Source organism: Mesorhizobium escarrei (assembly GCF_935825525.1).
Lineage (GTDB): Bacteria > Pseudomonadota > Alphaproteobacteria > Rhizobiales > Rhizobiaceae > Mesorhizobium > Mesorhizobium escarrei.
In genome coordinates, this window is the sequence record NZ_CAKXZT010000135.1 from 92,651 (window position 1) to 116,584 (window position 23,934).

Consider the following 23,934-nt stretch of genomic DNA (forward strand, 5'->3'; position numbering starts at 1 on the left):
CGGCGATGCGGCTCGTCCCAAAACAGATCGAGACGCTCTGGACGCTGTTCACCGCGCCTGTGGTGTGGGCTGCGCATTTCCTTGTTTGCTACATCGGCGCGGCGATCTATTGCGCCAAGCCCGAGCTTGTCGAGCTAAGTTTCAGCGCTGTGCGCGCCGGCATCGCCGCCGCCACTGTGATCGCCCTCTCGCTGATAGCGCTGTCAGCATGGCTCGCCTGGCAGCAATGGGGCTTCGGCACGGACGATCCGCCGCATGACGATCCGACGAGACGCGACCGGACCCTGTTCCAGGGCTTTGCGACGCTGCTGCTCTCGGGCCTCAGCTTCATCGCCGTGATCTTCACCGCGCTGCCCGCATTGTTCCTGACGGAGTGTATCCGATGAGACGCGCCTGCCTCATCCTCGGCATCCTCGTCCTCGCCCTGGTCTGGCTCGGGCCGCTGTTCGATGCCTGGCGGGCTTCGTTTTCGGCGCACATGCTGGCGCATATGGGAGTGGTGGCGATCGCCGCGCCGCTGATGGCGATCGGGATCCGGCTCGGACCGACACCAGATGCAAGCCGGGCGTTCACACTCGCCCTCCCCGCCTCCCTCGTCGAACTCATAATCGTCTGGTCCTGGCACGCGCCGGCCTTGCGGGCTCTGGCGCAAAGCTCGCTGCTTGCAACCGCTGTCGAGCAGGTCACGTTCCTCGCCACCGGGCTGTTCCTGTGGCTGGCCTGCCTGCCGCGCCGCGGCTCGGACACCGCAGGCAATGCCGCCGCCGCCTTCGCCCTGCTTCTGACGTCCATCCACATGACCTTGCTCGGCGCGCTGCTGGCGCTGACCCCGAGGCCGCTTTATGGGACCGGCGAGACAAGCTGCTTCGGCGTCGCGCTTTCCGCCCAGCAGGATCAGGAGCTTGGCGGCGTAATCATGCTTCTGGTCGGCGCTGCGGTCTACCTGGCCGGCGGGTTGACGCTTTTCGCGCGCATCCTCGCCACACCACCGCGGAAGACGGTCTGATGCATATCAGCTGGAAGAAGCTCGCCATCGCTCTTGCCATTCTGCCCTTCGTCGTGGTGCTGGCGGCCTGGATCGGCTTTTTCAATGTCGGTGCCTCGAGCGGCCACTGGAAGATCACGGAATGGTTTCTCCATTTCGCCATGCGATCGGCTGTGCGCACCTATGCCCTGGCGGTCGATGTTCCAGAGGCGCTGCCGCGGCATGCGGTCCAGCCGGCCGCCGGGCATTTCGCGCGCGGCTGCGCCATCTGTCACGGTGCGCCGGGCGAGCCGCGATCTCCTGTCGTCATGAGAATGCTGCCGCAGCCACCTGACCTTGCCGGGACCATCGGCGAATGGTCGGACGCGGAACTTTTTCGTATCGTCAAGCACGGCGTGCGTTTCACCGGCATGCCGGCCTGGCCGACGCAGGAACGTGACGACGAGGTCTGGGCGATGGTCGCCTTCCTGCGCGAACTGCCGTCGATGGACGAAGCCACCTATCGTGATCTCGCCTATGGCGAACGGCTTGCGCCTCCTGCAGGCGCTGGCGGAAGCCTAGGGCAGGCGCTGGCGGATTGCGCCCGCTGCCACGGCAAGGACGGCCTTGGGCGCGGTCCCGCGATACCCGTTCTGGCCGGGCAGAGCGAGGCCTATCTCCTTGAAAGCCTGCGTGCCTATGCCGAGGAAGGCCGGGCAAGCGGGTTGATGAGCCTGCCCGCCATTGAGGCAGGGCCTCAGTTCTGGCCGGACCTGGCCAAGCATTTCGCAGCCCTGCCGGCGATGCACCCCGGCGGCGGGGGCGAACCAGCACTTGTGCGGCGTGGCAAGGAAATCGCCGAGAGGGGCGTCAAGGAGGCCAACGTGCCCGCCTGCCTCGGCTGTCACGGAAGACAGGACCGCAGCCCGCTCTATCCCTCCATCGCCGGCCAGCCGGCGCGCTATATAGAGGCGCAGCTTGGGCTGTTCAGGGCGGGAAAGCGTGGCGGAACGCGCTTCGGCCATCTCATGGCCAATGCGGCGAAGGGTCTGACGGATGACGACGTCCGCGCGCTTGCGGCCTATTTCTCCCGATCGGCCGCTCCGTCCGCAACCGCAGCGCGATAGGCGCGTTTGCGTTCTTTCGACGTTTTCGAGGTTCTGGTGAAAAACTTGCTTGCCGCCCTTCTCATGCTGGTCGTTCTTGTCGTAGTCGCCGGAGGAGCGGTCTTCTTCATGTCCCGCGAAGAGGCGACAGTTCCGATCGCGGAGACCTATGGCCCCAACCCGACCCTGCCGGAGCCCAATCCCACCTGGCTACCGACTGTCCATGTCGCCAAGGCCACGCCGTGGCCGCAGGGCACCAAGCCGACCGCGGCCCAGGGATTTGCAGTCAACGAGTTTGCCGGCGAGCTCGACCATCCGCGCTGGCTGTACGTGCTGCCAAACGGCGACGTGCTGGTGGCCGAGAGCAATGCGCCGCCCAAGCCGGAGGAGGGCTTCAGCATACGCCGCTTCTTCGTCAATTTGTTCCAGAGTCAGGCCGGCGCGGGAACGCATAGCGCCAATCGTATCTCGTTGCTGCGCGATCAGGACGGCGACGGGGTGGCAGAAACCAAAACCGCCTTCCTCACCGGGCTGTTCTCGCCATTCGGCATGACCCTGCTTGACGGCAAGCTCTACGTCGCCAACGCCAATGCAATTGTGGCCTATCCCTACCAGGAGGGTGCGACCGAGATCACCGCATCAGCGGAGAAAATTGTCGACCTGCCCGCGGGAACGAACCACCACTGGACCAAGGACGTGACCGCCTCGCAAGACGGGAAGAAGCTCTATGCGACGGTCGGATCCAATTCCAATGTCGGCGAGAACGGCTTGGAGGAAGAGGAGAACCGCGCCGCGGTGCTGGAGATCGATCTCGCCTCGAAACAGACGCGTGTCTTCGCCTCCGGCCTGCGCAATCCAAACGGCCTGTCGTGGCACCCGGAAAGCGGCGAGCTCTGGGTCGCCGTCAACGAGCGCGACGAGATCGGCAGCGACCTGGTGCCGGACTACATGACTTCGGTAAAGGCTGGCGGCTTCTACGGCTGGCCTTACAGCTATTTTGGCCAGCATGTCGATGATCGCGTCAAGCCACAGCGGCCCGACCTCGTCGCCCAGGCGATCAAGCCGGACTATGCGCTCGGGGCGCACACGGCTTCATTGGGACTGACCTTCAACACAGGCGACCTGTTCGGTCCTCGATACAGGAATGGCGCTTTCATCGGGCAGCATGGCTCGTGGAACCGCAGGCCGCGCAGCGGCTACAAGGTGATTTTCGTGCCGTTTACCGGCGGTAGGCCCTCAGGCCCGCCTCAGGACATCCTCACCGGCTTCCTGAGCGAGGACGACAAGGCTTTTGGCCGTCCTGTGGGCGTAGCGATAGACCGGCGCGGCGCCCTTCTCGTGGCGGATGATGTCGGCAACAAGGTCTGGCGGGTGGTTCCAGCTCAGACGCAATCGGCACTTTGAGCGGTTTGTGCTGCCGGCGACCCGATGAGGGAAGCGATAGGACACCTCTTGCCATTGCCGGTCGAACACGGCGTTCCGGCACCGATCAAGCCGAAAATCAAGCTGTCGTTGCCAATCCGCGCCCGCGTGCATGCCGGACCCTCTGACGCATACGATCGGCAAGGGAAGCGAGCGAGCCTTGCGCCGTGCGCGTCCCAAGAACGGATTGCAGGACAACGCCCTGCGTTGCGAATTTATGCTTGAACGCCTCTGCGCCGCACAGGAAATCGACCGTGCTTAAGCCGTGATCGAACGACCACTGTATGTAGTCCATCATCAGGATCATGCCCGGTGACGCCTGGCTGAAATCCGGATCGAAAGTGGTCACCAACGCCATCATGGTGTGGTGCTGGACGAAGTTGATGGAAACCGCGACCATCGCGCCATCGCATTCAAGTACGAAAATGTGCAGCACGCCGGCGCGCGCCAGCGCGTCAACGAGTGCGGCCAGTACCGGCGCTCCCTCTTCGAAAAGTTGCGATTCACGCTTGCGCTCGACCAGCCATCTGCGCTTCAGGGCAGAGAGCCGGTCCAGTACCGGCTGCAGTGGCTCGTCTGGCGCAAGCAGGCGAAATTTCATTTCCCCGGCTTCTTCCAGCGTCTTGACGCCGCGCCGATAGTTCTGCCGTGCCTTTTTCGACTGCTCCGCGAACCACGCTCCTCCGCTCGCCCATTGTCCGGCGACGCGATAGCTGACTTCCTCCCTGTGATTGGGGCGAAGCCTGATTCCGCTGGAGGTATCCGGAGTGAAAATTTTGCGGGCCGCCGCACCCGGCAAGAGACGATTGAGAAAGGCAATATCGAAGCCACCGGCGTCACAGATCCGGGCCCATACGTCCTGCAGCGCCGATAGCGAGCATTCCGGAGCAACGAGAATATCGCCGTAGTCGGTATAGCTGCTAGCCGCCCATTCGAGAAACCGCAGGCCTTTGCGTTTGCCGATCGCCATGGGAAAGACAGCAACGAGCCTGTCACCATTCCAGACCAGGCCGATCCGCAGCGCGCGCTGGTCACGGTCCGCCACGGTATTCCACCAGGCCGAAATCCAGGCATGACTCTGAAAGACCAGCCCATCGGTGCGATGCCAGAGATGCACCCAATCGGCTTCGATCGCAGCCAGGCGATCCGCCGAACGGACAACTTCCAGGCGCTCTGCGCTCGAAGCGTCAATCGAAACAATGGTGTTCATCAAGGGGAACGATCCTGTGCGATGGCATCGGGACGCCTCCGGAACGGTCTGACGACATGCCCTCCCATCTTTCTGAGCGGCAGGATGTAAAGCCCAAACAGCGATTGATAGTCGCGCACATCGCGATCGATCAGGCCAAATTTGAGGTCTTCATCCGGATCCGGGACAAACTGCGTCCCGAAGAGGCGATCCCAGAACGAAAACAGCAGGCCAAAATTCTTGTCGTAGTGGCGAGGGTCGATGCTGTGGTGCACCTGGTGCCAGTGCGGACACAAGATGATTTTGTTCAACGGGCCGAAGGAAATCTTGAAATGGGTATGACGAACAAAGTCCATCATCAGGATGTTGCGGATGACATAGACGTTGACGCCGAAGATGGCGATCTCTACTGGATCGAGCGCGATCAGGCTCCAGATGCCGAAGCAGCTCCCCGGGATGACGCCATCCCAAATACGGTTCATCAGATCGTCCAGCGGGTGAACCCGATCCTTGGTGATTCCCACCATCACCTCGGCCGAATGATGCACTTTGTGCAATTCCCACAGGAACGGGAAGTGGTGCTGGGCGACATGGTAGAGATAGTATGAAATGTCGTAGGCGATCAGCATGGTTGCGGTGAAGATGACGATCGTCACCGGTCCGGCCGGGCCATTGATGAGCGGCGCCTGAATATCAAGCAGCCAGCCGATTGCCTGGTGCGTCCCATAGCCTACGGCGGCAACGAAGGTGACCCCGGCAGGAATGAGCAGGAATGGCATTATCGTCCGTTTGGTGACCCAAAATAGGACATCCGCTCGCGCCGACGGGTGCAGGATGACTTCCGCCGGGAAAGCGAAATCGAAAAAGTCCCTGAGGGATTTATGCTCGACAGTCCGCCAGTAAGCGACCACCGCGCTCCCCAGTGCCGTGGAAAACAGGAGGCCGAGCGTCACCAGATTGACGTTCGAAAGCTTTTCCACAATCAATCCGGCGAATTCAGAAAACATCGGTGCGGTGGCTCCTGGGCCGTAAAATGGCCGTCCGGCGAATTGCGAAGCAAAAAACTTGCCAAACCCACTGCATGTTGCCGGCAACCAGGTGGCTATTGCGGCTGCAACGAGCAAAAGCATGCCGGATTTGCGCCAGACTAGCAGTTCAACCGTAACAAAACGCTAAATGTCCTGATGTAATTAATCTCGAATACGGCCGGAACACCGGACAGGCCGCTCTGCTGCAGCGCCGGTCGCTATCGTAGCGGCCCCTATCGTAGTGGCCCCCTATCGTAGCGGCGGCGGGATTGCCGCGAGGTGGATCAAAATTCCGTCTTCGCCCACTTCGCCACGCCAGGCGATGCGTTCGGCCGGCTGCCTGACGCCAAAACGCGGCGAAACCCAACCGCCCTGCCCCGGTGCGTCGCCGCCGGCGCGGATGTCGACTGCAGCGTCCGGAAAGCGCATGGCTATCAGCGGCTCATCGTCGCGCAGTACCGTGACCGTGTTTTCGTCCCGGTCGGTGCCGAGACCGGCTGCGAGTTGAAAGACGACCTCGGCCACGCTCCTGCCGCCGAGCAGTTGGTCGGTCACGACGATGCCGTCAGCCTGGTGCGTCACGGTGCGCTGATGCACGACGCCGAAGCGGCTTTTATACCCGTCATGGCGGGCGCGCAGCTTCCAGTGCGTTCCCGGCTCGCTCTCCACCAATCTCGCAACCGCCTTGTGCGACCAGTTGAACATCCCGGCGATGATGCTTTGGCTTTTGCCCTCGATATTCAGCGTGTTATGCGCCGGTGTTGAGCGAAACCAGTCGCGCCAGACGCCTCCCGAACCGTAGAGCCAGGTGCCGGGGTCGACCAGCACCGGCTCACCATCGATGCACAAGGTGAGCGACAGCGCGTCGGCATGGCCGTGAGCCGCTATCGAGAGATAGCCGAGCGGGCCGTGGTCGAATGTCAGATCGATGCTGCGGCCGTTCATCTCGCCGCGCCAGACGGAGAGCCCGCCTTGCGTGAACGTTTGCAGCCCACGCGACGCCGGTGCCGGTTCCGACGGCGTGCCAAAGGCAAGCGCCCGAAAATCGTCGGCCTCCGCTGCGTTGCCCGGCATCTGTAGAAAGCTATGGATGGCGGCGGCGACGGATCGGACATAGTCCGGCTCGTCCCCGAGCGTCAGCACGCGACCTTCGTCATTGTCGCCAAAGCCGGCGGCTGGTGGCAGCCAGGCGACGAAATTGGCAAAAGCGGCCAGACGCGCTTCGACGGACGAGGCAAACGGCGTTCCGGCCTGGCGGGCCGCAGCGGCGCACAGCAAGATGAGTTCGGCGGTGAAGGCCGCGTATGTCGGGGTCTGCTCCGCACCGGCGCCATCGGCGAGAATCTGCTTGCGCGCCTCAGCCAGGAGGGCGCCGCGTGCAGCGTCGGGTGCGGCCCCCAACGCCAGGCCGATCAGATACTCGCCAGCCAGTTCTGCGACGAGATGATTGTTGGCGGAGGAAAACCGGGAAGGGAAGCGCGGCAGCCAATAGGCGCTTGCCGCCAGCATTTCGCCCACTTGCTGCCGTGTCGCCGCGGCTAATCGGTCGCCGACGAGGTCCATGGTGACAATCAGGCTGATGGCACGCACCCCGACTTCGATGCCGGAGGCCCAGCCAACCCCCCGAAACGGCGGGTTGGCTGAATGCCAGCTGTCGATCGCCGCCTCTATGGCCCTCCGGGACTGGTCGTCGCCGGCGAGAAGCAGGTGGGCGGCCAATGGCGGCAACTGATGCAGCCGGTTGATCTCCCACACGTATTTTACATCGCCGCGGCCGCCGCCATGGCGAAAATCGATATCGAAAGCATGGGCCTCGGCACCCGGCCAAAGCCTGCCGGTCACCGGATCAAGGCGCCAAAGCTCGGGAGGAAACAGCCGAACGGGATCGCGCCGCGGCCATGTCCGCCCAAGTGCGGAAAACTCGCCGCCAAGCGTTTTTTGCGCCGCCGCCGCTATGGCTTGCCGCTGTGCCGGTGTCGCAGCCAGCACAGCATCGCGCAATCCGCGCAGCACCGGATGCAACCGGGGCGAAGCATAACGCTGCCAGCCGCCGTCGCGGCGGCGCGAAGCGATCCTTCGACGCTGCTCGCCCAGCCGGTGCAACATCTCAGCCGGCTCCATGCTGCGCAACCGGTTGATGTACCAGCCGATTCTCATACCGCTCCACCAGGATTTCGATTCTTGTATACCATGCTGTCGAAAAGCCGCGCGACCGCAATCCTCTTTTCCGATCCTGCGGTTAATATCTCCGACCATGAAACGGAAAGAGTGGCGATGAGCAGGACGGCTTTTGTTGCAGCGTGGATGCTCGGCATGGCGATAGCCGCCAACGCTGCGCCGATCCCGCTGCAGCGCGGCGTTGGCGTGCACGAATGGCTCAACTGGTCGCCGGTGGAGGACGATGGATCCTACCGTTGGCCGCCCTATCGCAGCGAGCAGGAGTGGCGCGCTGGACATAGGCCGCTCACCGATTGGCCCCGCGACGCGTTTGCGCGCATTCGGTCGATGGGCTTCGACTTCGTCCGGCTGAGCGTCGATCCCGGTCCTCTGCTTGCCAGCCGGGGCGCCAAACGGCAGCAGGCGCTGGACATACTTGCCGCCGCCGTGGAGCGGGTCACGTCGGCCGGCCTCAAGGTGGTTTTCGACCTGCACGGCGTCACCCAGGTTCCGGCCTACAGCATGGAGATGATCTATGACGGTGCCGACAGCGAAGGCGTTGCCAGCTATCGCGAAATGGTTGTGGCAGTCGCCGCCATGCTGGCCAGGATCGGCGCCGACAAGGTAGCGCTCGAGCCTTACAACGAGCCGGCATACTACCCCTGCGATTCGAGCGGCAGCGATGACTGGCAGCGGATCATGGCCGACACGGTCCGCGATATTCGCGCAGTCAGCAGCGAACTGACCATAGTCGCAACAGGCGCCTGTGGCGGCAGCATTGCCGGACTGGTCAATCTCACCCCGGGCTTTGACGATCCGAACCTCTACTACAGCTTCCATATGTACGAGCCGCACAGCTTCACGCACCAGCGGTCCGACGGGACAGGCGCTTTCGCCTCGGGCCTGCCCTGGCCGGCCGACAGCAGCACGCCCGAAAAGGTGACCGAAACCCTTAAGGCGCAGATGGACGCCGCCGGCTTGAGCCCGGTCGAGCAGGTGATGAACATGGTCGCGGCGCGTGAAGCAATCGCCCGGTATTTCGAGCACAATTGGGGGCGGAGCCAACTCGAGGCGAGCTTCCGTCAGGCGGTCGACTGGGCCGAGGCGCATGGCATTCCCAGCCGGCGCCTGTTCATGGGCGAATTCGGCGTCATCCTCATGTCTGCGGACGGTCGCATGGGCGCGTTCGACGCTGACCGTCTGCGCTATCTCGAAGCGGTGCGCCAGCAGGCGGAACACTACGCGATACCCTGGTCCGTCTGGGAATTCGCCAATCCCCATGGGATGTCGCTGATCCGTCCCGACGGACCGCCCGTACCTGATGCCGGACTGGTACGAGCGCTGGGTCTTGCGTCTCAGTAACGCGACATGTCGAGCTGCTGGTTGATGAGCGCCCGCTTGCCGCCCCGCCCGGCGGCAATGCGGTCCACCGCCTTCAGGCAAAACCGGATACGACCGTGTGTGCGGTTGACCAACGTCTCGGCGAGTCGCGCGGCGCAGGCAGGTGCCGCCCCGGCGGTCGGGATATAGCGAATCAATACCTCGCCGGGCTGGTCCTGGTAGAATTGCAGCTCCTCTATGCCGTCGAAGAATGCGGGACCGTCGGGCACGAGGTGCGTCGTCACCAACCGGCCGCCGTCGGCGGTCACCAGATAGTCGACGTTTCGGCGCGGCATGACAGCCTCGACTCTAAGCCGCTGGCCGTTTGCCTCATTCGGTAATTCCACCAACCGGGCAGAGTCGCCGGTATCGTAGCGGATGAAAGGCATGCCGGTCGACAGGAAGCCAGTGCCGACGAGCCTTCCCTCCTTGCCTGTCTCTGTTACCGGCTCGCCTGCCGCATCGACCAATTCGGCGAGGCCGTAGAGAGGATTGAACTCGTAGGTGCCGGGGGCTCCGGGCGTTTCTTCGGCGAACAGCACCTTTTCGCTGAGCCCATAGAAGCAGGACAGCGGTACGTTGCCAAGAACGCTTCGGATGATCTCCCGTTGATGGGGATGGACTGGCTCTGAGATCATCATCATGCCCTTGACGGGCCGTTTTGGTACTCGGTTAAGCACGCGCATATGCCGACAAAACAGCTCTATGGCCGAGGGGTAGCCATAAAAATACGTGATGCCCCGCGCGTCGATCAGGTTGAGATAGAGATCGGCGTCGTCGACCGTCATTGGAAAGACAGAGAGCCTTAGCTCGCGAAGTGCCGGGTCCCATTCATGCAGTCGCTTGCCAGTGGCATCGAGGCTGAAGCCGCGGAAGCAGACGCGCGCCGTGCCTTCATCATAACCGATCCGCGACCAGACGTGGTAGACGAATGCCATCTCGCGGGCGCTCCGATCCTTATCGAGATAGAAGCGAAATGGCTTGTCGGTGCTGGAGCCATTGCCGGAGGCCTCATCCAGTTGGGCGATCGGCACCGCCAACGTTGCAGTTCCAGCCATCCGCAGGATGTCCTTGGACAGGACCGGGAGGCGACGCAGGTCGGCAAGTCCCAGCGTCGACAGATCGAAGCCAGGACCGAGGGCCTGGTCGATCGACTCGCGATAGAACGGACTGCCCGCATGGGCTTTCCGCAACAGCGCGCGCAGCGCGGCCAGATGAAATTGCCCGGCATAGACAGGATCCTCGGCGGCCCTGGCGATCCGGGTCCGCCATGACCGATAGGTCGCACCAAATTTCACCCGAGTTGGCGCCAGCGCCAGCACAGGCGCCAGCAGCCGCCTGACCGCTGTCGGGCTTCGCACATAGGCACCGCGCGCTACGTCAAGAAAATTCATGATTTTGCTCCGGGCCTGCCGTTTGCCGCCTCATCCCACACACGGCATATCGATGCCGCGAAGGATGAAAGCTCAAGCCGTTCCCGGTGCACCGCCATGGCAGCCGAGCCAAGACGGGCGCGCAACGCCGTGTCGTCAACCAGTTCTGTCAGTGCCTTGGTCAGCGCCGCCACATCGCCGGGCGGCACCAGCAACCCGGTTTTCTTGTCGATGATGATGTCCTCTACGGCGCCGACAGGCGTGGTTACCACCGCGAGGCCGGAGGCCATTCCCTCGATGACCGAGACCGGGAGGTTTTCGGCGAAGGAGGGAAGCGCCAGAATGTCAGCCGAAGCAATCAGCGATCCAACCTCGTTCGGACCCACCCAGCCTGGAAAGGCAATACATCCGGCAAGCCCCAGCCCGGCCGATCTTGCCCGCACGGCCTCGACGTCACCATCGCCGGCGATTGTGGCGCGCCACTGCTTGACAGGCCTCATGCGATGCAGTGCGTCCAACAATTGCGGCACGCCCTTGCGGTCGCCGATACGGCCCAGGAACAGGATGTGAACGCTGTCTCCACCACCGACATGAGCCAGGGACGGCACTTCGGTAGCATTGGCCACAATCACTATATTCCCAGCCGCGCCTGGCGCCCGTGCAGTGACGAAGTCGCGCCAGATACGGCCCAGAACCACGATCCGATCGGCATGCTCAAACATATGCCGGATGCGGCGGCTCATGAAGCTGCGGTTTTCCTTCCAGAACGTCTGGTACTCAGCTCCATGCAAATGCAACACATAGGGGATGCCGAGCAATCGCGCGCACCTCGCGATGACCATCTTGCGGTAGGTACTGCCAAAGCTCGATACGTTGATGTGAACGACGTCGGCACGGCCGGCAATACGCGCGACCAACATCCGAAGACAAAAGCCAATCATATAGAAGACTGACAGCGCGACCGAGCCCGAACCGCGACTGGGAAGGAACCGCGCTTCGACTTTTCCATCTCCCTGTCGTTGGAGTTCGCGATCGAGCGCCGCCATGATGCGGTCGATGCCGCCCTGCCCCGACCCACCCGACGGGGTCGCGACCAGGACATGTATTTTTCGATCGGGTAAGAGACTCTGCAGCATGGTATTCTGGATAGCACGGACAGCGTAACCACAAAGAAAACGTTCCCGGTAAGTTTACGGCAAATCTTTTAGTTCAAACTGAATCTGTTCACCCTTCGCCGCTGTCGCGCTGGATTTTCCGCCGGTCGACGGTTAGTCGAGGCGGAATTTTCCGGGGACAACCGTTTGCTGCTGCGCTCCACGCTCATCTATGCCCCGGCGATCCTGCTGACGCGGATTTCCGCGCTGCTCCTGCTGGTCATCGTAACGCGGTTGATCGACCAGACCGAGTATGGGCTGCTGACCCTGGTGGTGACCGTCGGCGAAATGACCGACATTGCGGTCACCAACTGGCTGCGCATCGCTTTGCTCAGGCTTGGCGGCAAAGGCGACGTCAGCCGCGGCAGCCTGATGCTGGCCGGGCGGGTGTTGCTTGCCAGCACGGCGCTGGCGCTGATCATATCCGTGGTCGCCTCTGCAGTGATCGTGCCGGAGCGCTGGATCGAGTTCGCGGTCGCCGTCTGCAGCTACCTGATCGCCGGTTCCATCGGCCGCTACGCGTTGACGGTGCTGCAGATGCAGCAGCGTCATTCCGTCTATTCGATGCTCGAGTTCCTGCGCGCCGTGCTGCAGCTGGCGCTGCCGATCGGCGCCATCGTGATGTTTCAAGATTCCTTTCTGACGGTATCGCTCGGCTCGAGCCTCGGTGTTTTAGTCGCCGGTATCGTGGCGGGCATCATGGCATCCCGACGCGTCGTTGCCGGTCCGCCACGCTTCACCCAAAAGGAGTTCTTCGTCCTTGGCGTGCCCCTGGTTATCATGGCACTGGTAGGCTTCGGCCTGCACAGCGCCGAGCGTGTGTTCCTCAAGATCTATTACGATGCCGGCGCAGTGGCGATCTTCGCCGCAGCCTATGCACTGGCCCGCCAGCCGATCGATATGGTCGCCAATTCCATCAACATGGGCGCCTTTCCCGAGGTGGTCAGCCGGTTCGATGACGACGGGCCCGCGGCATCGGGCCGATTGCTGTCGCAGTTGATGGCCTTGATGATGCGCCTTTGCCTGCCGGTTGCTGCGATGCTGGTCGCACTCAGCAGCGATATCACGCAGCTCCTGCTGCCCTCCGAATATCACGGCCGTTTCGGCCTGCTCTTTCCGATCATCGCCTTCAGCGTGCTGTGTGCCAATCTCGCCAGCTTCGTCTATGGCACTGTGGTGCACGCACACAAGCGGCCGTGGCTGCTGATCATCGCCAATTCCTTCGGCTCGGTGGCGACAATCGCGCTGTCCGTGCTGTTGATCCCGCCGATGGCGGAGGTCGGCGCTGCTTTGGCGCTGGCAGGCGGATCGCTGACAGGCCTTTTAGCCTGCATCGTCATCAGCGAACGGCTGACGCCGGTGCCGGTGCCATGGCGCGACATCGGCGTTTCGGTCGTCATCTCGCTCAGCACCGGGCTGGCCGCCAGCCTGGCCAGCGCTCTACTCGGCAAGATGCCGGCCATTTTCTCGCTCGTCGCGGGCGGCGCCGCTGGCGCGGTGGTTTTTTTCGGGCTGACCTGGCTGGTCTACCCTGCCGCCGCGATGCAATTCGTAGCCAAGCTGAGGGCGCGGCTGCGGCTCGCATAGACCCGTGCGGTAGTCCTGAAAAAACGGCTCCGACTTCGGATCGATGCAGCAGCCCAAGGCCGGCGCCCTGTAATCGCTATTCATAGATCGACCTTCCGGCCTCCCCGACGGCCCCATAACTCCCGGCACAGCAGCGCCGCGTAGGCGGTGTTGGTGTCATAGTAGCGCCGCCACAAGCGTCGCGGCTCCTGTGCCACGCGAAACAACCACTCCAGACCGGCCGCTTGAACCAGTTTTGGCGCCCGGGCAACCTTGCCACCATAGACGTCGAAACTGCCGCCCACGCCCATGACGAAACTCGGGGTGAGTTCGTCACGATAGCGCTTGAGAAAGCGCTCCTTGCGCGGCGTCGGCATCGCCACCAACAGGCAGTCGGCCCCCGAAGCATTGATCGCCTCGACGAGGCCGGCCTCGTCTTCCGGCTTGAAATAGCCATTGCACATGCCGGCGACGACGAGACCCGGATGATCCCTGGCAAGCCGCATTTTAACCGCATCGAGAACCGATTGTTCGGCGCCCAGGAGGAAGGGCCTGAAGCCACGATTCACGCAGAGGCTCAGCAGATTGATCATGATGTCGACGCCGGCCACCCGCTCAGGCAGTGCGACGCCGCAAAGACGCGCCCCCCAAAGCACGCCGATGCCGTCGACGTTGATCACATCCGCCGTCGCGACATCCTCCCGCAGTTCGCTATTGTTGCGCATGTTCACAAGCTTGGCGACATTCACCACCACATGATGCAGCGGCCGCCGCAGGGTCATCGCCTCATCGGCGATGGCCAGTGTCTCGGCCATGGTCAGCGCATGGATGGGCGCGCCGAGGAATTCCCGGCGCCGTGACGCCAACAAACGATGCTGCGCCCATGCCGGGTCGTGCGTGTTCATGCGGCCTCCTCTGCACTTGCAGGAAGCGCCTCGAGCGCTGATTTCTTGCCTTCGATGCGGGCGTCGGGCTTGCGTGCCTTGCGCCAGGTCCACAAACCCCTGGTGTCGATGAGCTTCTTGTCCTTGAGCGCTTCGGGATCGACCAGATTGAATTGCCGATGGTCGACCAGCAGGACGACGATATCGCACTGGTCGATGGCGGAGAGCGCGTCGGTGAAGACAATGCCCTTGCCCTCGAGCTCATGCGGCAGCCTGTGTGCGTTGGGCTCGGCCGCAATGATCTTCAGGTTGGGAATATCTGACAAAAGCTTCACCACCTCGACGGCCGGGCTCTCGCGCATATCGTCGATATTGGCTTTGAAGCTGAGGCCAAGGCAAGCGATCGTCTGCTTGCGGGATGGGTCGAGCAAGGCTTCTATGTCCCTGACCACCGACAAGGGACGCTCGGAATTGATCCGGCGTGCCGAAGCCATCAGCCGCGTGCTGTTGGGCGCGGCATCGATGATAAAATACGGATCGACCGCAATGCAGTGGCCGCCGACCCCCGGGCTCGGCTGCAGGATGTTCACGCGGGGATGCCGGTTGGCGAGATCGATCACCTCCCAGACGTTGAGCGACAGATCCTGGCACACTGCCGCAAGCTCGTTGGCAAAGGCGATATTGACGTCGCGGAACGCGTTCTCGGTCAGCTTCACCAGTTCCGCGCTTTCGGCCTGGGTCGTGAACAGGTCACCGGCAACAAAGGTCGAATAGAGTGCCGCCGTGCGTTCCGCCGACTTGCGCGACAGTCCGCCGATCGAGCGATCGTTGTTGATCAGCTCGGTAAGGACCTTTCCCGGCAACACCCGCTCGGGCGAGTAGGCGACCAGGACATCGGCCTGTTCGCCATGCACGAGAGGAAATCTGAGATCGGGCCGCAACTCGGCAAGCAGTCCGGTCATGGTGCGCGTCGTGCCGACCGGCGATGTCGATTCCAGCACCACAAGGTCTCCCCGCTTCAGCACCGAGGCGATGCTTCGTGCCGCCGCGAGCACATAGCTCACGTCAGGCTTGTGGTCCTCGGTCATCGGCGTCGGCACGGCGATGACAAAGGCGTCCGCCGGCTGCGGCGTCGTGAAAGCCCTGAGCTTGCCGTTGGCTACAACCTTCTGGATCAGACCATCGAGGTCCGGCTCGACAATGTGGATTTCGCCGCGATTGACCTTCTCGACCACCGCCTCGTTGACATCGACGCCAATGACGTCGAGCCCGCGACTGGCGAAGATGGCACAGGTCGGCAGGCCGATATAGCCCATGCCGATAACGGAAACGGTCTTGATCTCAGCCATGATGCAGCAGTTCCTCAACGATCCGGTTACTGGCCCGGCCATCGCCATACGGGTTGTGTCGTTCCGCCATGCCGCGATAGGCCGCCTGGTCGTCGAGCAGGCTGTTGGCATTCAACAGGATCTTTTGGATATCGGTGCCGACGAGACGGGCGGTACCCGCCGCGATCCCCTCCGGCCGCTCGGTATTCTCACGCATCACCAGCACCGGCTTGCCGAGGGAAGGCGCTTCTTCCTGGACGCCGCCGCTATCGGTCAGCACCAGATAGCTCTGCTTCTGCAGGAACAGGAACGGCAGATAGTCTTGCGGGTCGACCAGATGGATATTCGGCACGCCGCCCAGTTCTGCGTTGACCACCGAGCGCACATTGGGATTGGGATGGACCGGATAGACGATCTGCACGTCCTCGCGCACCGCCAACCCCTTCAGCGCCGTGCAGATACGATGGATGCCGCCGTCGAAATTCTCACGGCGATGACCGGTGACAAGGATCATTTTCTTGGCGGGATCGAGGAACGGGAAGCGGGCGGCGAGTTTTGCGCTCATCAGTCTGTCGGCATCGATCACGCCGGAAAAGTGCAACAGCGTGTCGATCACCGTATTGCCGGTCACGAAGATGGTGCTCGCAGCCTTTCCTTCGGCGATGAGATTGTCGCGCGCCTGGATGGTCGGCGCGAAATGCCAGGTCGCGATGTCGCCGGCAATCTTGCGGTTCAGTTCCTCTGGAAACGGAGAGTTGATATCGTGGCTGCGCAATCCTGCCTCGATGTGGGCGACCGGGATGCGCTTGTAGAAGGCAGCCAGAGCCGCAGTCATCGCCGTCGTCGTGTCGCCTTGCACCAGGACGATATTGGGCTTCGCCTTCTCCAGCACTTCCGCCATGCCCAGCAGCACGCGCGAGGTCACGTCGAACAATGTCTGGCCAGGCTGCATGATGTTGAGATCGTGATGCACCGGCAGGCCGGTCAGTTTGATGACCTGGTCGACCATCTCGCGATGCTGGCCGGTGATGCATGTCTCGGTGATGAAACCTGGATGGGCAAGCGCGGCACGCACCACCGGAAAGCATTTGAGCGCCTCCGGCCTGGTGCCGAACACGATCAGCAATTTTTGCCTGGACGGCAGTTTTGGATGTGAAAGGACGTTCATTGCTGATCCTGGTCGCCAGAAGGCATCGCGACCTGCCGATTATTCGCCACCACAGCTATAATAGCGGCAGAAGCCGCCTCCGTGACCTTAAATCTTAATATATGATTAACAGCCAAGCCCACCTCCTCCCCGGTAACTCTTATGAAAGCCCAAACCGATAGGTATCCTGGCAGAGTAGGCTTGAAAAAGAACATATTCGATTGGCTAATATTTTAATCATCGGCCACACAGTCGGATCTCGGCGCTGGGAAAATGAGCTTCTGGTGCGGTTGAGCGCAGCCGGACACGTGGTTTCGAGCGGCCGCGCGCCGACGCCTGCGCCGATCGCACGCGGACTGGATAGTGTGCTGGCGATCGAGAGCCGGCGCTTCGGTCCCTCATTGGCAAGCCGCTCCGAGCCGTTGCCGTCTGGCGGCTCTGGTCCAGCCGACCTCGTAATCGATCTCACCGGCACTGCCGCACGACGTGGCACGCGGGTTCTGACGCTCGAATTTTGTGGCCGCAGCACCTTCCCCGCCGGTATGGCCGAGATGCTGGCGAGCGGGCGATTGCCCGAACTTGCCGTTCGCCTCGACGGCGTCACAGTCGCCCGGGGACGGCCGATGGTCAGCGACCGGCTCTGGCTGTCTCGCAGCTGCAACGACCTGCTCGCTGGGGCCATCGCGCTGGTTGCGCAAAGCGTAGCTCGTTTTTCCGCGGGCGAACTTGCGCCGATAGCCGATAGCCCGGCGCCGATCCTGAGGAACGGCGGTTTTGTCCGGCACTATCTGCCTTTTTTCTGCAGGGGGTTGGTCGATCGCGCTGTGCAAAAACTCAGGCTTGGACGGCGTCCCTTCTATTGGCAGGTTGCCTATCGGCTGATCGACGGGCCAGGTGTCGCCGAAACCGGGCAGCTCGACGGTAAGCCGTTCACGGTACTGCCGGACGATGGCCAGCGATTCTATGCCGATCCCTTCGTCATCGAGCGGGATGGCCGCCACTATCTGTTTGTCGAGGAATTTCCTTATGCTACGGGTCGCGGAGTGATTGCTGTCGCCGAATTGGGTGACGGCGGCAGCTTCGGCGTGCCGAGGGTGGTGCTGGAGGAAAAGCACCATTTGTCGTATCCGCAGGTGTTCGCTTACGCCGGCGAGATTTTCATGATCCCTGAAAGTGCTGCGGCGCGCGAGCTTGTGCTCTACCGCGCCGCGCAGTTTCCAGATCGCTGGGTACGCGACACCGTGCTGATGACGGACAAGGATTTCAATGACGCCACGCTGCTCGAATCTGACGGGCGCTTCTGGCTGTTGGGGACGGAGCGGTTCGGCTATGGCAGCGCGTCGGACACGATGGCTGTCTATTCCGCACCCTCGCTGCGCGGGCCGTGGGTTGCGCACGCGCTCAATCCCATCGCCGTCGATCACTCGGCCGCTCGGCCTGGCGGCGCCTTTATCGACCAGGGCGATGCGTTGGTGCTGCCGGTGCAAAACGGGTCGAGAGCCTATGGCGGCGGTCTGGGGTTGATGCGGCTGGACCGGCTTGACGATTTCGACGTCCGTTTTGCGCCGCCCCGCCCGATCGGCCCGGGACCGGCATGGGCCCGCGCGGGCATTCACACGCTTAACCGCGCAGGCAATCTCGAGGTTGTGGATAGCGCCGGCTGACGCGTCTGGAGCGTGCGCTATCCAGGCCGATCCAATTTCGGCTCGGATGCAGCCGCGGCCGACAGTATGCTCCCCGGCCGGCTTCGAAACGGCGCGTCTCTATAGGCGAGCAGCAACACCACGATAATGGTGATCTCCGGCGATTTTGAAGAGAGCGCGTTGTTCGACAGCGCAGCAAGCAGGAACGTCATGGTGCCGATCCATGCCGGCAGCGGCGCCCCGCGCAGCAGCCGAAAAATGAACCAGAATACCAGCACGATAAAGAGCACGGCTATGGGCAAGCCGAAGAGCATGATGATGACCACCGGCGCGCTCTCGATGTAGGGCAGATGCAACTTCTCGTTGACGACCGCCAGCAGGTCGTCGACGTTCATGCCGAACAGGATGTCTTTCCAGCTGACAAATCCGAACACCTGGTAGATCGTCACCCGCGCCATGAAATTTTCGTCAAAGATCGTATTGCCGAATCGGTTCAGCAGTCCGCCCGAAAACAGGATGGCCACCAGCACTGTGCCGCCCGCCACGGCGAGCAGCAGCACGACAGACTTGGCCTGCCGCTGATGCTTGAGGGTCAGGCGCGGCCAAGGCACGAACATCAGCAGAATGAGGGTTTCTGCGGCAGCGAGCAACAGGGCGGCGCGTGCGCCCGATGCAGCACAGCCGACGAGCAATACGAAGATCGCCAGCACCCGCACCCATATGCGCCAGCGCGTCAGCGGTACGAATCCGATGACTGTGGCGCAGAGCGCGCCCAGGGCCAGCGGGTGCGCCGATAGCCCGATTGGCCGGAATTGCAGTTCGTTGAGACCGTAAGGCAGAAATCGATGTTGAGTCACCGCCTCGATCGTGCCCATCACAGCGCTGAGGATCACCATCCCAAGCACGAGGTCGCCCAAAGCACGCCGCACTTGCGCGTTCAGGGCCAGCATCAACAGGCCTGCGGCGCCCGCCACCAGATAGGTATCGATGACGAACCCGGAGGAGCCCGCGCGGCCGGTGATGAACAGATACGGCACCAGCGCGAAAATCAGCGCAGAATAGAGCAGCAGAGCCTTGAAGATTCCAATTTCGTCGCCCTGCAGCAGAAACGGTCGGCTGAAAAGGACGATAGGAAGCAGCAGAAAGATGGCATAGGTGCCGAAATGCAGTTTCTCGTAGAATGAACCGCCGTCGGCCGTATAGTCGACGACCATGTTCATGATCTGCGGTGAAACCGTGAAGCGGAGCAGGAACGCGAACGCAGCGCATAGGAAAAACAGCAGCGACAGCGCGTTCTGACGGCGCGCCTGGCTGGATCGTTCCGATACGGCAGCGGGATAGCTCATGGCCGATCCAAGTGGGGGCATTCAAACGGCATTCTGGCCACCGAGATCCATTCAAGCGACCGCTGAACGGACGCGGTGCGTGACTCGGCAAAATATGCCAACTTGGAAAATGACATGTTAACGATCTTTCTGTAGTGCTGGTCCGCGTAGCGAATAACCAGAGTTAGCACCATGTCCGCCGCTTCCGGCACAACCCCTCCCTCTGCGGCGGGTTCCGACGTCAGCGCGTTCGAGCGGATCGCCAATGCGCGGCGCGCCAGCAGGGCAAGGCTGCAACAGGATGCCCCAGCCATGGCACGCCCCCCTGCCCCTGTCATGCCGCGCACACCCGAGCCTGTCCCGACGGTGACGCTTGACAAGATTGGCGATTTCCTTGAACTCGATTTTCGACGCCTTTTTGTCTGGCTGCGTGCCGGGCTCGTCTTGGCATGCATGCTGGCAGTGGCCGGCGGCGTCATCGGCGCCGCCTATGGGTTGCTGAGCAAACAGCGTTACACCGTGACGACGGAAATCCTCATCAATCCTGCCAATTTGCAGGTTGTGGAAAACGATGTCTACTCGCAACCGGGTCAGGTCGACAGCCAAATACTGAACGCGCGCAGCAAGCAGCGCATCTTGACCTCTGGCAACGTGCTTGCACGTGTGGTGGACGAACTCGGTCTAGCCAACGATCCGGAGTTTTTCGATCCGGACCAGACCGCCTCCACCTCTGGTGTTGCAGCGAGTGGCGTCAGGTCCGATCCGAAGCTTATCGCCCAAAAAAGCCTGGCGGAGCGGGTCAGCGTCGCTGCAGATGAAACGTCGTTCGTTACAACCCTTGCGGTATCGGCCGAAACCACTGGCAAGGCGATACTGATATCGCAAGCCATCGTGAAGGCTTTCCAGGAAGAACTGGCCAAGGCCGAAGCTGCTGGCGCCGGCCGTGCCGCAGCTGCTCTTGAGGGCCGGCTCGGCCAACTCAAGCGCGACGTGCAGGCAGCCGAAGAGAAGGTCGAGAGCTACAGGCGCAGCCACAACTTGTCGGCCAGCAATGGCCAGCTTGTCAGTTCGCAGACGATGACGCAGCTCAATAGCGAAATTGGAGAAGCGCAGTCGCGCGTCATCGCTGCGCAGGCAAGTTACGACGCTTTGGTTGTTTCCGGTGTCAATGGGGCCAATCCTGACCCCGCGGTTTCGGCAGCACTCTCAGTATTGCGCGACAAAGCGAATGGCTTGCGGCAGCAGATCGATTCTCAGTCCATGACCTTTGGTCCGCGCCACCCAACGATCGTCCGGCTCAGGACAGAATTCGAAACCGTCAGTTCTCAACTCAGGGCGGAGTTCTCCCGCACGGTCGGCACGGCAAAAGCCAATTTGGATAAGGCCAACGCCTCGTTGGCTTCTCTCACCGCCAGGATGAACGATCTGAAGAACAACGTTTTCACCGACAGCGAGTCCCAGGTCGCTCTGCGTGAGCTTGAACGCGACGCCGCCTCGAGAAGGGCGGTCTATGAAAGCTTCCTGTCTCGCGCGCGCCAAATCACCGAGCGCGAGCAGATCGACACCACGAATGTGCAGGTGATCTCCACCGCCGTGCCGCCACCGGGGCGCTCCTGGCCGCCCCGCACCCCTCTGACGGCAGGGCTGGGAGCTTTCGCCGGCTTTGCTCTGGGCATGCTGCTGGCCATTGCCATGGGCATCGTTCGCGACATGCGCCAGCCGCCGAACCGATCAGGCATCGGCGTCAGCCGAGTCTGAATCCAGGCATGGCGAAGCGGATTGTCTTTCACATCGCCAGTCTCAGGGGCGGCGGCGCCGAGCGTGTCTTCGTCCTCATGGCAAACGAATTGGCATCGCGTGGGCACGATGTCACACTTTTTACCTGGAACGCGGAAGGACCCAACGCCGCGCTGCGCTCCCCCGCCGTGCATCTGGTCGATTTCGACCTTGCCATCCGGGGCGAGGGTTACGGCAAGTGGGAGACGCTGAAAGGCATTGTGCGAAGCGCACGTTTGTTCAGCCGCCTTGGTCCGCATGCTGTCTATAGCGCCCCGGAATTTGCCAATCTGGTCGTCGCGCTGGCGCTTCTCTTGGCGCGAAGCCGAGCGCGGTTCTTTCCAAGCTTCCACGCAGCGGCCTCACTGCCTTCCAGCAGCTTCGGCGCGAGAATAGCGGTCTGGCTTTCCGCGCTGGTTGCAGCGCGCGCAACCAAAGCCATCGCCGTCTCAGCGGGTGTCGGCCGCGACCTTGCGGCCCGCGGCTTTCTCAAATCCGGGGTTGTCGTCATCAACAATCCGCTGCCGCCGGTTGCGGCGCGCCAGCAGGATTTCCATGCATGGCAGGCACAGCTGGCGACGATGGGCGACGGCCCGGTCATCGCCATCGCCGGGCGCCTGGTGCCGGTCAAGGACCATCGGACCTTGCTGAGGGCTTTCGCTATCCTGCGCGCCGGCCGCCGCGCTCGGCTTGTCATCTTCGGCGAAGGTCCGCTGGCTGCCGAGTTGCGCGCCTACGCCGAGGAAACCGGTATCGGCGCGGATGTGCTCTTTGCTGGCTACGTCAACGACCCAGCGCCGTGTTATGCCGCAGCCGATCTGTTCGTCCTTTCCTCGACGAGCGAAGGCTTTGGCAATGTGCTGGTCGAGGCCATGGCTGCGGGCGTCCCGGTAGTCTCCACAGATGCGCCACATGGCCCGCGCGAGATTCTCGGTGACGGTCGATTCGGCGCCTTGGTGCCGGTCGGCGATGCCGCGGCCCTGGCAAAGGCGATGGCTGATATGCTGGACCACCCCACTTCTGCCGCCATCCTGAAAAGCAGGGCGGCGGATTTCGAAGTTGAAAAGATCGGGGATCTGTACGAAGCGCTGCTCTAATGCAAGTCGCCCAAAAGCATGCCCCCCGGGCCCGAACCGGGGTGCGCAGCGGTTTCTAACGGAGTGTTCGAATGAGACATGTGTGGCGTTGGTTCGGCCCGGTCGACAAGGTGACCATCGCGGATGCGCGTCAAGCCGGGGCGCAAGGCATCGTCTCGGCCCTTCACCACGTCCCTCACGGCGCCGTATGGCTGACCGCCGAAATCGAAAGGCGTCAGCGCGAAGTCGCGTCTTTGCCGGATGGAAGCGCAAGCGAACTGAACTGGGAGATTGTCGAAAGCCTGCCGGTTTCCGAAGCGATCAAGACGCAGGTCGGCGAATGGCGCAGCCATCTAGCCAACTACAGGACATCGCTGGAAAACCTGGCGCGGTGCGGCATTTCGGTCGTCTGCTACAATTTCATGCCGGTGCTCGATTGGACCCGCACCGATCTTGCCTGGCGCCTGCCGCATGGTGGCACCACCATGCGCTTCGATCTTATCGACTTCGCTGCATTCGACATCCATATCCTGAAACGCCGAGCGGCGCTCGGCGACTACACACCGGAGATCGCCGCCGAGGCGGAGCGCCGATATGCGCAAATGGATGACCGTGCGCGCAAGATTCTGGCAAGAAGCGTCAATTCCGGTCTGCCCGGCTCGACCGAAGACACGTCTCTCGACGGTCTCGCGGCTCAACTGTCAAACTATGATCGCATCGACGCAACCGCCCTGCGCCGGCATTTCGTCGATTTCCTGGCGGAGGTCGTGCCTACGGCCGAACGCCTCGGCCTGCGTCTCTGCTGCCACCCCGATGATCCGCCGTTTCCGCTGCTCGGCCTGCCGCGAATCATGTCGACCGGGGCCGACTATAGCTACATTCTGGGCGCGGTCGACAGCCCGGCCAATGGAGCGACACTGTGCACGGGATCGCTCGGCGCAAGACCGGATAATGATCTGCCCGCCATGATCGAGCGGATGGGGCCAAAAATCCACTTCGCGCATCTGCGCAATGTGCGGAAGGAAGCGGCCGGCACCCCCTGCTCGTTCTACGAGGACGAGCATCTTGCCGGCGACACCGACATGGTGGCGGTGGTGGCGGCGCTGCTCCACGAGGAAGCGCGGCGCAAGATGGAAGGCCGCCAGCACGCCGCCATCCCGATGCGCCCCGACCACGGCCAGGATATCCTCGATGACCTGACGCGCGGGGCGCAGCCCGGCTATCCGGCCATCGGTCGGCTCAAGGGATTGGCCGAACTCCGCGGCGTCGAACATGCCATTCGAAGGTCGACGACAGCTTGATCGCTGCGGACCGGCTATCAGAGCGTCACGAAGGTGCAGAACGTTTGATGGCGGCGGGACAGCGCCCAGGACAGCGCCCCCCTCTGTCCTGCCGGACATCCCCCCACTTGGGGGG

General features: G+C 62.5%; 19 protein-coding genes. 10 read left to right on the forward strand and 9 right to left on the reverse strand.

All coding sequences use genetic code 11. From position 1 onward, the window contains the following. Positions 1–5 precede the first annotated feature (5 nt). The 4 genes from NMG80_RS20355 (at position 6) to NMG80_RS20370 (ending at position 3,474) form a co-directional block, all read left to right on the forward strand. Positions 6–386, forward strand: a complete 381-nt coding sequence (locus NMG80_RS20355; RefSeq protein WP_254019747.1) for a hypothetical protein — start codon at positions 6–8, stop codon at positions 384–386. Then, complete coding sequence (locus tag NMG80_RS20360; protein ID WP_254019748.1) at positions 383–1,006, forward strand: cytochrome c oxidase assembly protein; 624 nt, start codon at positions 383–385, stop codon at positions 1,004–1,006. The genes NMG80_RS20355 and NMG80_RS20360 overlap by 4 nt, the downstream gene beginning before the upstream one ends. Beyond that, positions 1,006–2,091: a c-type cytochrome gene (locus NMG80_RS20365; protein WP_254019749.1), complete on the forward strand. Its 1,086-nt coding sequence runs from the start codon at positions 1,006–1,008 to the stop codon at positions 2,089–2,091. The genes NMG80_RS20360 and NMG80_RS20365 overlap by 1 nt, the downstream gene beginning before the upstream one ends. A 108-nt stretch (positions 2,092–2,199) precedes the next feature. Then, on the forward strand, positions 2,200–3,474 hold the full coding sequence (locus tag NMG80_RS20370) for a PQQ-dependent sugar dehydrogenase (protein ID WP_254019790.1): 1,275 nt from the start codon (positions 2,200–2,202) through the stop codon (positions 3,472–3,474). A 97-nt stretch (positions 3,475–3,571) separates the two neighbouring features. Here NMG80_RS20370 and NMG80_RS20375 read toward each other — a convergent pair whose 3' ends face one another. The 3 genes from NMG80_RS20375 to NMG80_RS20385 all read right to left on the reverse strand — a co-directional run bounded on the left by NMG80_RS20375 (position 3,572) and on the right by NMG80_RS20385 (position 7,866). Continuing rightward, on the reverse strand, positions 3,572–4,702 hold the full coding sequence (locus tag NMG80_RS20375) for a GNAT family N-acetyltransferase (protein WP_254019750.1): 1,131 nt from the start codon (positions 4,700–4,702) through the stop codon (positions 3,572–3,574). Further along, a complete protein-coding gene (locus NMG80_RS20380; RefSeq protein WP_254019751.1) occupies positions 4,702–5,688 on the reverse strand; it encodes a sterol desaturase family protein in 987 nt (328 codons plus the stop codon). Before NMG80_RS20380 ends, NMG80_RS20375 begins: the two co-directional genes overlap by 1 nt. A gap of 270 nt (positions 5,689–5,958) precedes the next feature. Further along, complete coding sequence (locus NMG80_RS20385) at positions 5,959–7,866, reverse strand: heparinase II/III family protein (protein ID WP_254019752.1); 1,908 nt, start codon at positions 7,864–7,866, stop codon at positions 5,959–5,961. 117 nt (positions 7,867–7,983) lie between these two features. Here NMG80_RS20385 and NMG80_RS20390 point away from each other — a divergent pair, with 117 nt between their 5' ends. After that, positions 7,984–9,228, forward strand: a complete 1,245-nt coding sequence (locus NMG80_RS20390) for a glycoside hydrolase family 5 protein (protein ID WP_254019753.1) — start codon at positions 7,984–7,986, stop codon at positions 9,226–9,228. Here NMG80_RS20390 and NMG80_RS20395 read toward each other — a convergent pair. Together NMG80_RS20395 and NMG80_RS20400 are read right to left on the reverse strand one after the other, a co-directional pair. Then, positions 9,222–10,568 carry a phenylacetate--CoA ligase family protein gene (locus tag NMG80_RS20395; protein WP_254019754.1) on the reverse strand — a complete coding sequence of 449 codons (1,347 nt, stop codon included), beginning with the start codon at positions 10,566–10,568 and terminating at the stop codon, positions 9,222–9,224. The two genes, NMG80_RS20390 and NMG80_RS20395, sit on opposite strands and share 7 nt — an antisense overlap. Positions 10,569–10,636: 68 nt before the next feature. Continuing rightward, positions 10,637–11,755 (reverse strand): glycosyltransferase family 4 protein, encoded by a 1,119-nt coding sequence (locus NMG80_RS20400; protein WP_254019755.1) that lies wholly within the window; start codon positions 11,753–11,755, stop codon positions 10,637–10,639. 165 nt (positions 11,756–11,920) lie between these two features. On the opposite strand from NMG80_RS20400, the gene NMG80_RS20405 reads away from it, so the two are divergent. Continuing rightward, positions 11,921–13,360 (forward strand): lipopolysaccharide biosynthesis protein, encoded by a 1,440-nt coding sequence (locus NMG80_RS20405; RefSeq protein ID WP_254019756.1) that lies wholly within the window; start codon positions 11,921–11,923, stop codon positions 13,358–13,360. Between the two features lie 80 nt (positions 13,361–13,440). Here NMG80_RS20405 and NMG80_RS20410 read toward each other — a convergent pair whose 3' ends face one another. From NMG80_RS20410 to wecB, 3 genes are read right to left on the reverse strand one after another with little or no spacing between them, the layout of a single operon-like run. Continuing rightward, a complete protein-coding gene (locus NMG80_RS20410; protein WP_254019757.1) occupies positions 13,441–14,244 on the reverse strand; it encodes a WecB/TagA/CpsF family glycosyltransferase in 804 nt (267 codons plus the stop codon). Continuing rightward, positions 14,241–15,572 (reverse strand): UDP-N-acetyl-D-mannosamine dehydrogenase, encoded by a 1,332-nt coding sequence (gene wecC / locus NMG80_RS20415; protein WP_254019758.1) that lies wholly within the window; start codon positions 15,570–15,572, stop codon positions 14,241–14,243. The genes NMG80_RS20410 and wecC overlap by 4 nt, the downstream gene beginning before the upstream one ends. Further along, complete coding sequence (gene wecB, locus NMG80_RS20420) at positions 15,565–16,719, reverse strand: non-hydrolyzing UDP-N-acetylglucosamine 2-epimerase (protein WP_254019759.1); 1,155 nt, start codon at positions 16,717–16,719, stop codon at positions 15,565–15,567. Before wecB ends, wecC begins: the two co-directional genes overlap by 8 nt. Before the next feature lie 263 nt (positions 16,720–16,982). On the opposite strand from wecB, the gene NMG80_RS20425 reads away from it, so the two are divergent. Beyond that, complete coding sequence (locus NMG80_RS20425; RefSeq protein ID WP_436798642.1) at positions 16,983–18,362, forward strand: glucosamine inositolphosphorylceramide transferase family protein; 1,380 nt, start codon at positions 16,983–16,985, stop codon at positions 18,360–18,362. A 17-nt stretch (positions 18,363–18,379) separates the two neighbouring features. Here the strand turns inward: NMG80_RS20425 and NMG80_RS20430 are convergent, their stop codons facing one another. Beyond that, complete coding sequence (locus NMG80_RS20430; protein WP_254019761.1) at positions 18,380–19,687, reverse strand: VpsF family polysaccharide biosynthesis protein; 1,308 nt, start codon at positions 19,685–19,687, stop codon at positions 18,380–18,382. A 171-nt stretch (positions 19,688–19,858) separates the two neighbouring features. On the opposite strand from NMG80_RS20430, the gene NMG80_RS20435 reads away from it, so the two are divergent. From NMG80_RS20435 to uxuA, 3 genes are all read left to right on the forward strand, one after another. Then, positions 19,859–21,424: a GumC family protein gene (locus NMG80_RS20435; protein WP_254019762.1), complete on the forward strand. Its 1,566-nt coding sequence runs from the start codon at positions 19,859–19,861 to the stop codon at positions 21,422–21,424. An 8-nt stretch (positions 21,425–21,432) separates the two neighbouring features. After that, positions 21,433–22,539: a glycosyltransferase gene (locus NMG80_RS20440; protein ID WP_254019763.1), complete on the forward strand. Its 1,107-nt coding sequence runs from the start codon at positions 21,433–21,435 to the stop codon at positions 22,537–22,539. A 71-nt stretch (positions 22,540–22,610) separates the two neighbouring features. Then, positions 22,611–23,819, forward strand: coding sequence for a mannonate dehydratase (gene uxuA, locus NMG80_RS20445; protein ID WP_254019764.1), 1,209 nt, complete (start codon positions 22,611–22,613; stop codon positions 23,817–23,819). The last annotated feature ends 115 nt before the right edge of the window (positions 23,820–23,934 follow it).

Coding starts and splice junctions, on each gene's coding strand:
- NMG80_RS20355 (WP_254019747.1), top strand. CDS start 6: ATGCGGCTCGTCCCAAAACAGATCGAGACGCTCTGGACGCTGTTCACC.
- NMG80_RS20360 (WP_254019748.1), top strand. CDS start 383: ATGAGACGCGCCTGCCTCATCCTCGGCATCCTCGTCCTCGCCCTGGTC.
- NMG80_RS20365 (WP_254019749.1), top strand. CDS start 1,006: ATGCATATCAGCTGGAAGAAGCTCGCCATCGCTCTTGCCATTCTGCCC.
- NMG80_RS20370 (WP_254019790.1), top strand. CDS start 2,200: ATGTCCCGCGAAGAGGCGACAGTTCCGATCGCGGAGACCTATGGCCCC.
- NMG80_RS20375 (WP_254019750.1), bottom strand. CDS start 4,702: ATGAACACCATTGTTTCGATTGACGCTTCGAGCGCAGAGCGCCTGGAA.
- NMG80_RS20380 (WP_254019751.1), bottom strand. CDS start 5,688: ATGTTTTCTGAATTCGCCGGATTGATTGTGGAAAAGCTTTCGAACGTC.
- NMG80_RS20385 (WP_254019752.1), bottom strand. CDS start 7,866: ATGAGAATCGGCTGGTACATCAACCGGTTGCGCAGCATGGAGCCGGCT.
- NMG80_RS20390 (WP_254019753.1), top strand. CDS start 7,984: ATGAGCAGGACGGCTTTTGTTGCAGCGTGGATGCTCGGCATGGCGATA.
- NMG80_RS20400 (WP_254019755.1), bottom strand. CDS start 11,755: ATGCTGCAGAGTCTCTTACCCGATCGAAAAATACATGTCCTGGTCGCG.
- NMG80_RS20410 (WP_254019757.1), bottom strand. CDS start 14,244: ATGAACACGCACGACCCGGCATGGGCGCAGCATCGTTTGTTGGCGTCA.
- wecC (WP_254019758.1), bottom strand. CDS start 15,572: ATGGCTGAGATCAAGACCGTTTCCGTTATCGGCATGGGCTATATCGGC.
- wecB (WP_254019759.1), bottom strand. CDS start 16,719: ATGAACGTCCTTTCACATCCAAAACTGCCGTCCAGGCAAAAATTGCTG.
- NMG80_RS20430 (WP_254019761.1), bottom strand. CDS start 19,687: ATGAGCTATCCCGCTGCCGTATCGGAACGATCCAGCCAGGCGCGCCGT.
- NMG80_RS20435 (WP_254019762.1), top strand. CDS start 19,859: ATGTCCGCCGCTTCCGGCACAACCCCTCCCTCTGCGGCGGGTTCCGAC.
- NMG80_RS20440 (WP_254019763.1), top strand. CDS start 21,433: ATGGCGAAGCGGATTGTCTTTCACATCGCCAGTCTCAGGGGCGGCGGC.
- uxuA (WP_254019764.1), top strand. CDS start 22,611: ATGAGACATGTGTGGCGTTGGTTCGGCCCGGTCGACAAGGTGACCATC.